Annotated in this window: 10 protein-coding genes and 1 tRNA gene; 6 read left to right on the forward strand and 5 right to left on the reverse strand. The window is 58.7% G+C overall.

The features are described 5' to 3' along the window. The first annotated feature begins 224 nt into the window (after window positions 1-224). Together LOH53_RS00010 and LOH53_RS00015 are read left to right on the forward strand one after the other, a co-directional pair. On the forward strand, window positions 225-1,598 hold the full coding sequence (locus LOH53_RS00010; protein ID WP_230065672.1) for an FAD-binding oxidoreductase: 1,374 nt from the start codon (window positions 225-227) through the stop codon (window positions 1,596-1,598). 87 nt (window positions 1,599-1,685) lie between these two features. After that, complete coding sequence (locus LOH53_RS00015; RefSeq protein ID WP_230065673.1) at window positions 1,686-2,327, forward strand: hypothetical protein; 642 nt, start codon at window positions 1,686-1,688, stop codon at window positions 2,325-2,327. 8 nt (window positions 2,328-2,335) lie between these two features. Here LOH53_RS00015 and LOH53_RS00020 read toward each other — a convergent pair whose 3' ends face one another. The 4 genes from LOH53_RS00020 to LOH53_RS00035 all read right to left on the reverse strand — a co-directional run bounded on the left by LOH53_RS00020 (window position 2,336) and on the right by LOH53_RS00035 (window position 7,427). Then, window positions 2,336-3,703 (reverse strand): DUF4032 domain-containing protein, encoded by a 1,368-nt coding sequence (locus LOH53_RS00020; RefSeq protein WP_230065674.1) that lies wholly within the window; start codon window positions 3,701-3,703, stop codon window positions 2,336-2,338. A 177-nt stretch (window positions 3,704-3,880) separates the two neighbouring features. Beyond that, window positions 3,881-4,981, reverse strand: a complete 1,101-nt coding sequence (locus LOH53_RS00025; RefSeq protein ID WP_230065675.1) for an ABC transporter ATP-binding protein — start codon at window positions 4,979-4,981, stop codon at window positions 3,881-3,883. Window positions 4,982-5,167: 186 nt separating this feature from the next. Next, complete coding sequence (gene otsB, locus LOH53_RS00030; RefSeq protein WP_230065676.1) at window positions 5,168-5,965, reverse strand: trehalose-phosphatase; 798 nt, start codon at window positions 5,963-5,965, stop codon at window positions 5,168-5,170. Next, window positions 5,952-7,427 carry an alpha,alpha-trehalose-phosphate synthase (UDP-forming) gene (locus LOH53_RS00035; RefSeq protein WP_230065677.1) on the reverse strand — a complete coding sequence of 492 codons (1,476 nt, stop codon included), beginning with the start codon at window positions 7,425-7,427 and terminating at the stop codon, window positions 5,952-5,954. Before LOH53_RS00035 ends, otsB begins: the two co-directional genes overlap by 14 nt. 161 nt (window positions 7,428-7,588) lie before the next feature. Here LOH53_RS00035 and LOH53_RS00040 point away from each other — a divergent pair, with 161 nt between their 5' ends. After that, a complete protein-coding gene (locus LOH53_RS00040) occupies window positions 7,589-8,491 on the forward strand; it encodes a DsbA family protein (protein WP_230065678.1) in 903 nt (300 codons plus the stop codon). 126 nt (window positions 8,492-8,617) lie between these two features. Beyond that, window positions 8,618-8,691: transfer RNA gene (locus LOH53_RS00045), tRNA-Thr, on the forward strand. Between the two features lie 263 nt (window positions 8,692-8,954). Here LOH53_RS00045 and LOH53_RS16970 read toward each other — a convergent pair. Beyond that, window positions 8,955-9,131 carry a helix-turn-helix transcriptional regulator gene (locus tag LOH53_RS16970; protein WP_376992022.1) on the reverse strand — a complete coding sequence of 59 codons (177 nt, stop codon included), beginning with the start codon at window positions 9,129-9,131 and terminating at the stop codon, window positions 8,955-8,957. A gap of 398 nt (window positions 9,132-9,529) precedes the next feature. Here LOH53_RS16970 and LOH53_RS00050 point away from each other — a divergent pair, with 398 nt between their 5' ends. Continuing rightward, a complete protein-coding gene (locus tag LOH53_RS00050; RefSeq protein WP_230065679.1) occupies window positions 9,530-11,392 on the forward strand; it encodes a lipase family protein in 1,863 nt (620 codons plus the stop codon). 600 nt (window positions 11,393-11,992) lie between these two features. Next, window positions 11,993-13,426 (forward strand): hypothetical protein, encoded by a 1,434-nt coding sequence (locus tag LOH53_RS00055; protein WP_230065680.1) that lies wholly within the window; start codon window positions 11,993-11,995, stop codon window positions 13,424-13,426. Window positions 13,427-13,471: the final 45 nt, after the last annotated feature.

The following is a 13,471-nucleotide window of genomic DNA, read 5'->3' on the forward strand; positions in this document are numbered from 1 at the left end:
ACCCGGGTTTAGCGGGTGGCGGCACTCCAGTACCCGCGTTCTTGCCACCACTGGGGCTTAGGGTCCAGCAGCGGCGTTAGCAGCAGGCCTATGCTCAAGTTCGCATCACTATCCCAAGTGCCTTCCATGGACGTCGTTCTTCTTCGCCGGACTTAGCTCCTAGACTGAGGGGGCCCACGTTGGGCGGCGAGGCTACTGGCGCGAGATGGAAGTTGGAAAAGTACGTGGATATAGGACTACTCCAAGAACTGAAGTCAGTAGTGGCCCCGGAGCAGGTGAGCACTTCTGCGCAAGACTTGAAGTTCTTCGCTTCGGATCAGGGCCCCATCACGGCGTATTGCGAACCGGACGTTGTGGTGTGGGCGGAATCGGTGGCTGATGTTCAGGCCGTGGTCCGCTTAGCTGCCATTCATGACATTCCCATTGTGGCCCGCGGGGCAGGCACCGGTGTCTCGGGAGGCGCCCATGCAACGCCTGGCTCGTTGGTGCTGGTGCTGGACCGGATGAATGCGATCTTGGAACTGAACGCGCAGGATGAGATTGCTCGGGTGGAACCAGGTGTCATCAACGCTGACCTCAATGACGCGGCGGCCGTCCATGGCCTCATGTATGCCCCGGACCCCGCCAGCTACAAGACGTCCACCATTGGCGGTAACATCGCCACGAATGCAGGCGGCTTGCGATGTGCCAAGTATGGCGTGACGCGCGACGCCGTCCTGGCGTTGGATGTGGTGCTCGCGGATGGCACTCTCATCCATACCGGGCACAGAACATTCAAGGGCGTGGCCGGCTACGATCTCACGGCCCTGTTTGTTGGGTCTGAGGGGACTCTGGGCATCGTTGTGGGAGCCACCGTGAGGCTGAAATATCTACCCGTAGACATACGAACTCTTGCCGTATTCTTCCCCGACGTGCGCTCCGCCGCTGCAGGCGTGCTGGCCCTCGGGAAGGCTCGTGTACAGCCTTGCATTCTAGAAATGATCGACGGCGCCAGTCTAGAAGAGCTCGACTCTCACCACGGCACCGACCTCGCCACCCGCGGCAACGCGTTGCTGTTGGCACAATTTGATGGATTGGCGGCTTCCCAAGAGAGCGACATTGCAGCGGCTGCTTTAAGCGATCTGGGCGGCGTGGTGAGCCGGGAAGATCCGGCCGAAGCGGAACGTTTGGTGGATCTGCGCCGGCACAACCGCGGTTTGGATCTGGACTCTGACATCACAGTGGGTGAGGACGTGGCACTGCCACGTTCCCAACTGGTCCACTACGTTGCCGCCTTGGAGGATATGGCTCTTCGGCACGGAGTGGGAGTTCGGATCATTGCCCATGCTGGCGACGGCAATCTTCACCCTACGTTCTGGGTACCGGAGGCGGAGCCGGCCAAAATCGCGGCACTCAATGCCGCCTTGGACGAATCCATCGAAAAAGCCTTGGAACTGGGAGGCACCATCACCGGTGAGCACGGAATCGGTCAGTACAAGCTGCGCTGGTTGCCGTTGGAACAGTCGGAAAAGGTGCGCCACATCCAGCAAAACATCAAAGATCTCTTCGATCCACAAGGGATTCTGAATCCAGGCAAAGCCATCGTAATGGCACTATGACTTGACTAACACCTGCTCTTTCAGGCAGTGTACTGGCGGGGGGTATGTAGTCCGGACCCGGGCTCACAGATGACGTTCGGAAGCCCAATGAACTATTTCTCGCATGTTCCCAGCAGAGCTTTGCGCCGGAAAGCGCTAGCATCCACAGCCCTAGCTGCCTTGTGTCTTGGCGCAACGCTGGGCATAGCGACCACCGCCAGCGCTTCGCCGTTGGCCCAAGAAAACGTCGTGAACCAAGAGCAGGTAGCGGCAACGACGGCTTCATCGGCACCGTCACCAAGTAGTGAGAGCCCAACCCCAGATAAGATTACCGCTCCACCGCCAGCGACGACCAAAGCTCCGGCACAAGTAAAAATGCCGGAGCAAGCTCCCGCGCAAGTTCCTGTTCAGGCGCCCGTCGAGGCGCCCAAGCCGGTGGAGACCACGGCACAAGCCACCGAAACGGTTACCCCGGTAGCTTCAGAAACGCCGTGGCCTACGTATGTGCCTAGTGCCACCTCGTCCAGATCCGTCACCGCAGTCCCGGCTGAAGCAACCGTGGATGTTGCGAAAAATGCCGAGATGTCACTGAGCAACGAGACCTCTCGCGGACCTGGCCTAATGATTGTGATGCTCATAGTGCTGGGTGTGGTGGCGATCGTTGGGGCCGGAGTAGCCGTCTACGCTTTCAAGTACCTAAGGACTCGCAATAGTGGCGGACCGGGCAGTGGCGGCCAGCACAGGGGCTAAGAGCCCCTTTAGTCGTCGTCGGAGCTATCTTGGAGTACGCCGCTTTCCAGCAGTGCGATCGTAGCGGTGTCCGTACTGAGCATGATGGCGTCCTCATCCCTGCGGTACCGCAGGATGGTATCCACATAAGACTGCACGGCTTCGGCGAGAGGGACGTTGCGTTCTTCCTCTTGGGATTTGTACCAACGGTGCTCCAAGACTTCATGGACCACTTCCGCCGGTTCCAGTTTGCCGCCTAGCTCGCGGGGGATGGCGCGGACAATCGGTTCAAAGATGGAACTGACCCACTCGTGCGCGCTGATTTCCTCATCAACCGGCACGCCCGAGTCGGCACGGAACGAGTCCATGGCGTTCAGGAGTCGCCGGGCCTGGTTCTCCTGGGCGTCGATGCCTGTCAAACGCAGCAGGCGGCGCTGATGGTGGCCGGCGTCGACCACCTTGGGCTGAAGCTGAATGGTGGAGCCATCCGGGGTGGTCTTGATGGCATACTCTTCGACGTCGAAGCCGAGCTCGTTCAGACGCCGGATGCGGGCGCCCACTCGCCATCGGTCTTCCAGCTCAAAGGATTCCTTCTCGGTCAGCTCAGCCCAGAGACGCCTATAGCTGTCCATGATGAGCTCGCTGGTGGCTACGGGATCCACCTTTTCCTCGATGAGCCCGCCTTCTAGCAGGTCCATGAGTTCTCCGGCGATGTTCACCCGCGCAATCTCGAGATCGTACTCGCGCTGGCCAGTTGAGAGGTCCGGGTACAGTTCACCGGTTTCCGCGTCTACCAGATACGCGGCAAATGCGCCGGCGTCGCGGCGGAACAGCGTGTTGGACAGGGAGACGTCTCCCCAGTAGAAGCCCACCAGGTGCAGGCGTACCAGCAGGAGTGCCTGGGCATCGATGAGGCGGGTGAGTGTCTCGCGGCGCAGCTTCTGTGAAAAAAGTGCTCGGTAGGGCAGGGAGAACTTGAGATGGCGGGTGACCAACACGGGGTCCAGGGGAGCGCCAGTCGGGGTGGTGCGTCCGGTGATGACGGCCACCGGCTCCACGCACGGGACGTCGAGGCGGGCCAGTTTGCGCAGCATGTGATACTCGTGCCGGGCCACGTGCTCGGAGGTTTCCTTGATGGCGATGACTGAGCCGTCGAGGTGGGCGAAGCGCACCACGTGGCGGGAGATTCCGCGAGGGAGAGCAGCCAAGTTCGCCGCCGGCCATTCCTCCAACTTGATGTGCCACGGCAGGTCCAATAGGCCGGGATCGGTGGCGGCAGCCGTAATGTTCAGCGATCCCATGACAGCGGCTGGCGGCGCGGACTGGCGCGGCAGTTTACCGATCTGCTCGAAGTCTGTGGGTTCGTGGTTCCACTGTGCGCCGGAAGTCTCAGTCATGGGCTTTATTCTCTCTTAAAAGGTCAGGCGCGGTTGCGTGCCGGAAAGATCCGGCAGGCAACCGCGCCTCAATGCCACTACAAAGTTCCCGAAGTGCTGGGCCATAAACTTGGGCCCACGCGCCCGAGGGCCACACGAAAAGTCGCGCAGGCGACTTTCCGCGGGAGGGCGTGGGGACTAGTTGGCGGCTATCGGTTCGTTGTTCAGGCGCGCACCGGAGGTGGCGTCGAACAGGTGGACGTGACCTACCTGCGGGCGGACGTGGATGGAGTCGCCCTTCATCGGTGGGCGGCGGCCGTCTACACGGACCACCATGTCGCGCTCGGCGCCGTCAATGGTGGTGTGACCGTAAACGTAAGCGTCGGCACCCAACTCTTCAACGACGTCGGCCTCTACCGCGAGGCCTTCTCCGGCGCCAACGAGTTCAAGATCTTCGGGGCGGATACCCAAGGTGACGGTGTTGCCGGCGGCGGCACCAAGAACACTGGGGTTGACCGGGTAGATGGACCCACCGAATTTCACGCCACCGTCAACGACGGGCAGTTCCAGCAGGTTCATGGCGGGGGAGCCGATGAAGCCGGCCACAAACACGTTCTGCGGGGCATCGTAGAGCTTGCGCGGGGTGTCAACCTGCATGAGCACGCCGTCCTTGAGCACGGCGACGCGGTCACCCATGGTCATGGCCTCGACCTGGTCGTGGGTCACGTAAACGGTGGTGACGCCCAGGCGGCGGGTCAGGGATGCGATCTGCGTACGGGTCTGGACACGTAGTTTAGCGTCCAAGTTGGAGAGCGGCTCATCCATGAGGAACACCTGAGGGTTACGGACGATGGCGCGGCCCATGGCAACGCGCTGACGCTGACCACCGGAGAGGGCCTTCGGCTTGCGGTCCAGGTAAGCCTCGAGGTCCAGGAGCTTTGCGGCTTCCTTGACGCGGGTCGCGCGCTCTTCCTTCGGCACACCGGCGATCTTCAGGGCGAAGCCCATATTGTCCGCCACGGACATGTGCGGGTACAGCGCGTAGTTCTGGAAAACCATGGCGATGTCGCGGTCTTTCGGCGGAACATCGGTGACGTCGCGGTCACCAATGAGGATTCGGCCGGAGTTGACGTCTTCCAGACCTGCGAGCATGCGCAGGGAGGTGGATTTTCCGCAACCGGAGGGGCCGACGAATACGAGGAATTCGCCATCGGCGATCTCAATGTTGAGCTTGTCAACGGCGGGCTTCGTGGTGCCCGGGTAAATGCGCGAAGCGTTGTCAAAAGTTACTGTAGCCACAGTAGTAGTTCCCTTCATCGGCAGGTACGTGCCGAACGATCCTCAAGTGAATGGTGGTTATTCAGTTATGTGGTTATGCAGTCATTCAGTTATGCAGAACAGACTTGACCTAGGGCGCGGTCGGCTCTGATATATGAAGTATGACACATTTGTGCTCTGAGTTGGCCAAAATTTCGGCCCCCGTCCTCATGGCGTGCGGGGCGCTCCGGAAGACGTCCTGATGGAGAGCAAGAGTTCCAACACGGCAGGGAGTGCTTGGGCGCAGGGGATGCGGAAGGACGCCGCGGTGGCTCCGGGGCCGACCTTGATGCCTAGATCGCCTGTGGTCAAGGCGGCAAAGGCGTGTTCATCGGTGACGTCGTCTCCGGCAAAGACGATGGCATCGGCGCCTGTTACTTCACGCAATAGCGCAATGCTCTCACCCTTGTTGGAGCGGATGGCGGAGACTTCCAGCACCATCTTGCCCTCCGTAATAAACAGTCCGTTTTCTCGCTCCAGGGCGTTACGGACATGTTCGACGGCGTCGCTGGCGGCTTCCGCGCTGGCCTGGCGGTAATGCAGGACGACGCCGGCTGGCTTGCGTTCGGCCACCGTGCCGGGGTGGGTAGCCACCACAGCATCCACACAATGGAGTGCCCGTGCCAAGGATTCCTGTTGGGAATCGTTGAGTTTCAGTGGCGTGGAATCGGGCCCCAGCCATATTTCGGCGCCGTGGCTTCCCACCAGCAGAGCTTCCTCTGGAGGGGTGGCAACGGCCCGCAAACTAGCCAGAGCGCGCCCGGACACGAGCGCCGTCGTGGTACCTTCCAAGCCTGAAAGCGCGGCAAAAGCTGCGGCAGCGGCGGGGAGTGGGCGGGCGTCTTCTGCCCGGGAGACAAGTGGGGACATGGTGCCGTCAAAGTCCATGGCCACGAGTAAGTGCGGGACGTGGCCGACGCGCACCAGTGCGTCGTATAAAGGAACGGGTAAGTCAGCGATCGTCACGAACGGCCTCATTTTGCAAGGCGGTGAGGAAGTCCTGGCTCCAGCGCTCGACGTCGTGGGTGAGGATTTGGCGGCGCATGGAGCGCATGCGGCGGCTCGATTCAGCGGGGGAGAGCTCGATGGCGCGGGTGATGATGGCCTTCAAACCGTCGATGTCATGCGGGTTGACCAGGAGGGCCTGCTTGAGCTGGTCTGCGGCGCCGGTGAATTCGCTCAGCACCAAGGCTCCGGTGTTATTTGACCGGGCGGCCACATATTCCTTGGCCACCAAGTTCATGCCGTCACGCAAGGCCGTCACGAGCATGACGTCCGCGGCCAGGTACAAGGCCACCATTTCTTCCACGGGGTAGTTGTGATGGAGGTAGCGGATGGCCGTGTTCGAGATGGTGTCGAACTGGCCGTTGATCCGGCCCACCATGCCCTCGACTTCCTCACGCAGGAGCCGGTAAGTTTCCACGCGCTCGCGGCTGGGGCTGGCGACCTGAATCAGGGCAGCATCCTGGACAGTGATGACCCCATCGGTGAGAAGTTCCCCATAGGCCTTGAGCCGGTGGGTGATGCCCTTGGTGTAATCGAGGCGGTCCACGCCCAGCAGGATGGTCTTGGGGTTGCCCAGATCAGCGCGGATCTGACGTGCGCGGGCAATGATGTCAGGGCGTTCCGCCAATTCCTGAATTTGGCGCACGTCAATGGAGATGGGAAAGGGCTCGGCGCGGGCAATATGGCTGACCGAGCCGTCATTTTCCTTCACATGAACCTGCTGGGCCTTGACGCTGGCGCCGAGGAAGCGCCGGGCTGAGCGCAGGAAGTTGGCGGTGTCATTGGGGCGTTGGAAGCCGATCAGATCCGCACCGAGCAGTCCGTTGATGATGGCCTGGCGCCAAGGGAGCTGGGCAAAGATCTCCGGGGGAGGGAAGGGGATGTGGTTGAAGAAACCGATCCGCAAATCTGGGCGCAGTTGGCGCAGATACCGGGGCACCAACTGGAGTTGGTAATCCTGAACCCAGACGGTGGCATTTTTTGCCGCGGCGCCGGCGGCTGCTGCGGCAAAGCGACGGTTCACCCTTTGGTAGGCGTCCCACCACGTACGGTGGAACTCCGGAGGGGCAATGACGTCGTGATAGAGCGGCCACAGGGTGGAGTTGGAGAAGCCCTCATAATACAGTTCCACCTCGTCATGGGAGAGCGGGACCGGGATCAAGTCCATGTTCTCGTGATGGAAGGGATCCAAGGTTTCATCGGGCGCGCCGTGCCAGCCGACCCAGGCACCGTCGCGGACTGCCATGACCGGGGCCAACGCCGTAACCAGGCCTCCCGGGGAACGCCGCCAGCCGCCGTCGTCCGTGGCAGTAGGAATCCTGTCCACCGGCAACCTGTTGGAAACCACCAAGAAGTCCGCCGATCCGTACTCAGTCCCGGAATGACGGGCCTCGTCGGGGTGGGACTGGACTTTGTGCGGCACGGAAATCTCCCTATGTAGGTGGCTGGCTTGGGGATAGTTTAGCCGGTGGTAGCGAGATGGGGCAGAGGTGGAGCCTTAAGCCTGCTCCAAGGTTTGTCCTTTAGGATTGATTAGAGAAGCCGCAGCGCGGCCATTGCGCCATGCCATCGACACGAGGAACTATGAGCCCTAAGAACGAAAAACGCTTGACCAACGCCGAGCGCACCGCACTAGCGCGTGAGCAGGCCAAGAAAATTCGGGATACGCAGCAGAAGAAGGAAAAGACGCGGAACTGGATTATCCGCGGCAGTGTCCTTCTGGTTGCTGTGGCGATTGTGGTGATCATTGCGATTGTGGTGCTGCAGACGTCCAAGAGCAATGAGCCGGTGGCCGCAACGGGGGCCGTGCCGGCAAATGCGAACTCCTATGGTGGCGTCACCGTGGGTAAGGATGGGGCCATTGTGGCTCCGGTGACCAAGGAAACCACAGTAGACATGGCGAGCCTGCCGCCTGCGCCCACTGCGCAGCCGACTGCCGTTTCCGGTCTGGACAAGTTGGGTCTGGCAGCAGCACCTGCTGACAAGCCCGCGCAGGTAGTGGTGTACCTGGACTTTATGTGCCCGGCGTGCAAGAACTTTGAAACGGCGTACGGCCCCACGCTGGATGGTCTGCGTAATTCAGGGAAGATCACGGTGGAGTACCGTCCGCTGAACTTCCTGGACCGTTTCTCCTCCGGAACCAACTATTCCTCGCGCTCGGCAGCTGCCGCGGCATGTGTGGTTGATAAGTCCCCGGATAAGTACAAGGCGTTTGTGGACTCGCTCTACAAGGAACAGCCTGCGGAGAATAGCAAGGGCCTGGATAATGCCACGCTGGTGAAGTTGGCTTCAGAGGCCGGCGCCGCAGATATCAATAGCTGCGTGAATGATAAAACGTTCCGTCCGTACATTGCGTTCGGTGGAGCGCTTGCCGTAGCGCGGGGCATTGCTGCCACGCCGACGGTGTTTGTGCAGGGTCAGCAGTGGATGCCGGAGAAGGACAAGGACTTCAACGCTTTCCTGACGACGGCGCTCGCAGCTAAGTAGAGTTTGTTTCTGTACTGGTAAAAAATTGTTTCCTTGCTGGTAAAAACCGGCCTCCGACTATGTTGGGGGCCGGTTTTCAGTTCCCGCGCATCCTACGGTAACCTTGTAACGCGCTTGATTGCGTTTGCCTCCTTAGCTCAGTTGGCCAGAGCACCGCTCTTGTAAAGCGGGGGTCATCAGTTCGAATCTGATAGGGGGCCCAAAAAGCCCGGATTTACAGGGATTTTGGATGCGAGAATGGCCCCTATTCGGGGCCATTTTTGCTTAACTCATACATAACTCATCCGTTTGGGTCATCCTTTTCATCATTTTCGGCTGCTGGGGCTGCTTAAGGAGGGTCCTCTAGGGGCTCCGATCCATCCTCGGGTGGGGCCCTTCGTCCTTCGCTGGCCCATCGTATCCGTCATCTGGTAAAGCCTGTCCATCCGTTGGTCGAGGTTCCCAGGGTATTTTGCTGCTCTTCCTAGTGGGGAAGTTGCGAGTCGGATCGGAGTTCGAGCCAGGCTTCTAAATCCTCCCTGCTGACGCGAACCTGCCGCCCGATCTTGTAGGCGTGAGGCCCGATTCCCTTCGCGCGCCACTGGTAGAAAGTTTGCAGTGGGATCCACAGTTCGTGGCAGATCTCGGTGGGCAGGGCCACGCCAAAACTGTTGTCGATGAGGAAACACTGGGCAGTGCCTGCTTATACATGTCAGCCTCTATGATTTTTCGGATCGATACCTATTCATGGCGATTCAGCAGCTAAACGACATGACCGGCGTCATTCGATTGTGGTGGGGATGGGCGGTTCTCGATGCAACGAGGTCGAGACGAACGCCTTCTTTGGTTCACCGACAGCCAGTGAGAAGTGTTGACGGCCAGGCATTCCCCCCATTCAATTTTGACTTGCTAATTGGCGGCGTTGCCTTTGTGGAATGATGTTGTCTATGCTCAGGCCGTCCGCAACGAAGAGATCTCAGTTGATTCGCTGTTAGTTGCCCGGACGCCCTTTGCATTCATCACTGAACGCCCTTGAGGGCGGCGACGAATGGGGTTTTCTTGTCTAACGAACCGATCTTGCTGTTCTTACATGGCGTCGGAGATGGCGACCGGGATGACAATTGGAAGACAGTACTCAATGAGAATCTGGTCAGTATTGGCTACCCCGAACTGGATACAGAGCGAGCAATCGCACCCAAATATGCGAACGCACTAAAGGGCTGGGACGAAAAAGTTCCACTGCCAGGGTTGAAGGCTAAGCAGCCTCTTCGTGAGGCGGCCAAGAAGAACCGTCGAGACTTCGAGCGTCGCACGGGAGCGCTCGAGCTCAGATTGGGACGTCCTGATCGCGGTATAGGTTGGGTAGGTGGCGAGGCGGTCATTGATGCAGCCTTTAAGCAGCGTCTTTTCGTCCAAGCTCGTAACTACTTGACGGATCCACAGATCCGCGCGCAAGTCCTCCACCGCATCCTCAACGCGCTTCCAGAGTCCGGGCGTCTCGTGATTGTGGGCCACAGCCTCGGCTCGGTAATCGCAGCCGACCTCGTTCGTCGATTGCCTACCGGCCTTGAGGTTGCAGGCATGGTGACTATCGGAAGCCCACTGGCGAGTGGCAACTTCGATGTCGACAAATTGAGGGAGACTCTCAGAGAGCCGCCAACGAACCTGCAGTGGTGGGTGAATTTCTGGAACGGCCTCGACCCTGTCGCGGCCCATCGCGGAGTCTCATCCGTCTTCCCATGGATAATCGATCTTCGCATCGATACGGGGCTGAGTCTCCATGTCCATGACGCAGCGGTGTATCTGGCCGACGAAACCGTGGCGGAGGCTATCGGCTTCGGAGTGTTCGGGTCCAGGTCAAGAGAACTTGCTCGTGTCAAAAAGGGGCTCGACATCCCCATGGACACCGCGGAACAGCTGATTATCCTAGCGTTGAGATACGCGCACCTTATCAAGGAAGAGCTCAGCGGTGATCTGAAGGATCGCTATGCTGGTGCGCTTCGGCAAGTGCAAGCGACCGTCGTCGACGCCATCGGGAGACGGAATAGCCGCGAGAAGCGAGCGATGCCGTTCGAGATAGCACGACTCGCGTTCGACCTCTCAGATCCAGACGCGCTTGTACCCGAACCTCTACCGGGTCGCCATATCGGGAAGGACGATGCAGTTGCTCTCCTGACGTCGATAGCTGCCCAGAACATCATTCAGCCATTTGAAATCTCGGTTCCGAAGGACAAGCTTCTGGTCGCCATAAAGGAACTCTCTGCAGAAATGGGACTGGGTAGCCAGTACGGCGCCGATGTGATTACTGCCGCCAAACGTGCGCAGGAAGCGCTGAACGGTGGCCGCGGAGTGAATTGGGTTAAGTGGGGTGTCATGGGTGCAGGCGCGGTGGCGATTGTGTTGGCAACCGGAGGACTGGCATTGGCGGCAGGTGCCGGCCTTACCGGAGCCGCGGTAATCACCAGCGCCCTGGCGGCGTTCGGCCCGGGCGGAATGATCGGTGGGTTGCTGACTGCGGGAACCCTCGTTACGGCAGGTGGCGGTGGCGTCGCATTTGGACTTGCCAGTCCCGGCACCACTGCTGCAACCGTCGAGGCAGTCGTCACGCACCAGCTGTCAGCGGTAATTCTGCGGCAACTACAACACCTCGAGCAAGACCAGACCTTGTGGAGGACACTGGTTGAGACCGAGATCGAAGTGCGGCGTCAACATGAGCGGCTCGACGAATTTTCCGACAAATCGGCCCAGTCAGTCAAGGAACTGACGCAAAAGATCAGTGCCATTGAACATGCGCTGAAGTACCTAAAAGACCACGGCCTTGAGCCAGACATTGATTCCAACACAGAAGCTGAGGCGGATGGAAGCCGCGAGCAGGGCCCGCATAGTCGTCAGGCCGACGACGACGAAGCCAGCTACCGCTAGGACTTGAAGTCAGCTCGTTGTCGTTCGCTGAAGCTTTCGGCATGGCTCGCGAGCCATGCTTCAAAATCAGCGCGATCAATCCGGATCACCTTGCCGAATCGATACGCGGGTGGACCCACGCGTCTGGCTTGCGATTGATAGATAGTCTGTTTTGGGATGTGCAATTGATGGCATGATGCAGGGGGCGGTTACGTCCCAAGGAATGGTGGAGTTTGCCTCGACACCGTGCGGTGTCGACGCCGACCGAAAATAGGGCCAGTAGTGCCGAAAACCGACGGCTAGGTCCCTAGATGCCAGACGTTTGACGGTCTGACGGTCTGGACCACTTGTCGGGGCTCCGGTGAGATTCGTGGGCAGCGATCGAAGGATTGAGCATGGCTAAGCCGAATCGAATAGCCGGTGAGTCGACGGATCTGTGCAACGTTTGTAGGGCACGGGATCGGAATTGAGCGGTCCGAACGCTGGAAGTAGGTTGGGGAGACTTGCCCTCGCCCTGCAAGTTGCAGTGATGGCCAGGCGAGTGCGGGGCTTATGGTGGGAGGATGCGGTCCGCATGGATTTGGCACGCCGGTTGATAAAATGGATTTTCATACTTGTAGATTGGGGCTGCAAATGCGATTTTCGGAGCACTATGACGTCGATCGGTCCACCGCGGACGATTGGTTCGACCCACATTTGACCGTTGATACCAAATTGTTCATTGATCCTCTGTTGCTACTTATTGCTGGTGAGCCGTGGGCTTCTGCTCATAATCGATTGTTGGATCACTTTGTGAGATGTTACGAGCTGGTGGCAAATGCTACGGACAAGATGTCAACTTCCGCGAAGATGGCACGTGGACTTCTTACATTTCCAGAACCTGCTGAGCTATGTCTGGGCTACACCGCCATAGGCAGCAATGGTTCAGGGTCTGGCGGCGCTTTTGCTCGGACGATGGCGGACGGTATCGCTGTTGCGATTGCTCGTGGTTTGACTAGGCCTGAACACATTGAAGAGATTGGCATCCTCAATGAAGGCATTGGTGCGGATCGGATTTCTGATGCGGTAGGCAATGTCTTGAAGGCTGATTTCATTGCATATACCCAAGAAATTTGCGCGCGACACAACATAGAGATGGTCTCCCACAGGGTTCGGAATTCCCGCGTTTTTGCCGGCGAAGGACGTTGGCTAATCGAATCGGTTTTGTTGCCTAGCAATCCGGAAAATGGGAAGCCAATAATACTTGTTCCTGAGGCTATCCTTAACGACCTACCTACTTTGAACGCTGATGAGTGGTTTGACTCCAGTTTGAACGAAGATATTCGAAACCAGCTAAACCTGAACGTGGGTCAGCGAGTTCGCAAAGCCGATGTTGTGCGAGTGGCACGGGAGAATCCAGAGCGAGTCCGAGCGTGGGCAAGGCAGCAGACTAGCCGAAAGGATCTTCACGGATACGACTTTGCGGATGATCCCCGCGGTGTTGTCCAGTGGGACAAGCTTCCCGTCGAGTACGCGGGTGCTCATCCGTTAAGCTTGCACGCCCAGGTAACGACTGTCAGTGAACTGCGGGAGTTGGTTGTGAAGATGCTGGATCATTTCCGACATTTCATCGAAGATCAGAGGGGTTGGTCGCTGCTTTGGGATGCAAATGGTGGAGAGAAACCTGAAGAGGCTGCGCAATTGGTATTTCTTGGGATGGCTCAGCATTATTTGAGGCTCTTCAATGTCGAAGTAGACAGAGAAGTTGAACTTGGCAGAGGACCAGTGGACTTCAAAGTTTCTTCAGGAGTTAGCCTGCGCCTGCTGATTGAAATAAAAAAGGCTCACAATGGCAAGTTCTGGAACGGCCTTGACGCACAACTACCCAGCTATCTCGAATCCGATTCCTGTGAACATGGTTGGTATTTAGCGATTCGGTATAGAAATAACAAAGCGTCGGAGACACGCATGAAGGCGCTTCCAGCTAGGGTGAAGGTTATTTCGCAGCGGTCAGGTAAAAATATCGAATATGCTGCTGTGGACGGGCGGCCTAGAATGTCGGCTTCGAAGCTGTAACCTCGGCAATTGTGCCCCACTGAACTGAGGGGAGACTCCTGCTTG

Source organism: Arthrobacter cryoconiti (genome assembly GCF_020905375.1).
Classification (GTDB): Bacteria; Actinomycetota; Actinomycetes; order Actinomycetales; family Micrococcaceae; genus Specibacter; species Specibacter cryoconiti.

Excerpts from the sequence above, each read along its gene's own strand:
- LOH53_RS00040 (WP_230065678.1), top strand. The coding sequence starts at position 7,589 with ATGAGCCCTAAGAACGAAAAACGCTTGACCAACGCCGAGCGCACCGCA.
- LOH53_RS00015 (WP_230065673.1), top strand. The coding sequence starts at position 1,686 with ATGAACTATTTCTCGCATGTTCCCAGCAGAGCTTTGCGCCGGAAAGCG.
- LOH53_RS00020 (WP_230065674.1), bottom strand. The coding sequence starts at position 3,703 with ATGACTGAGACTTCCGGCGCACAGTGGAACCACGAACCCACAGACTTC.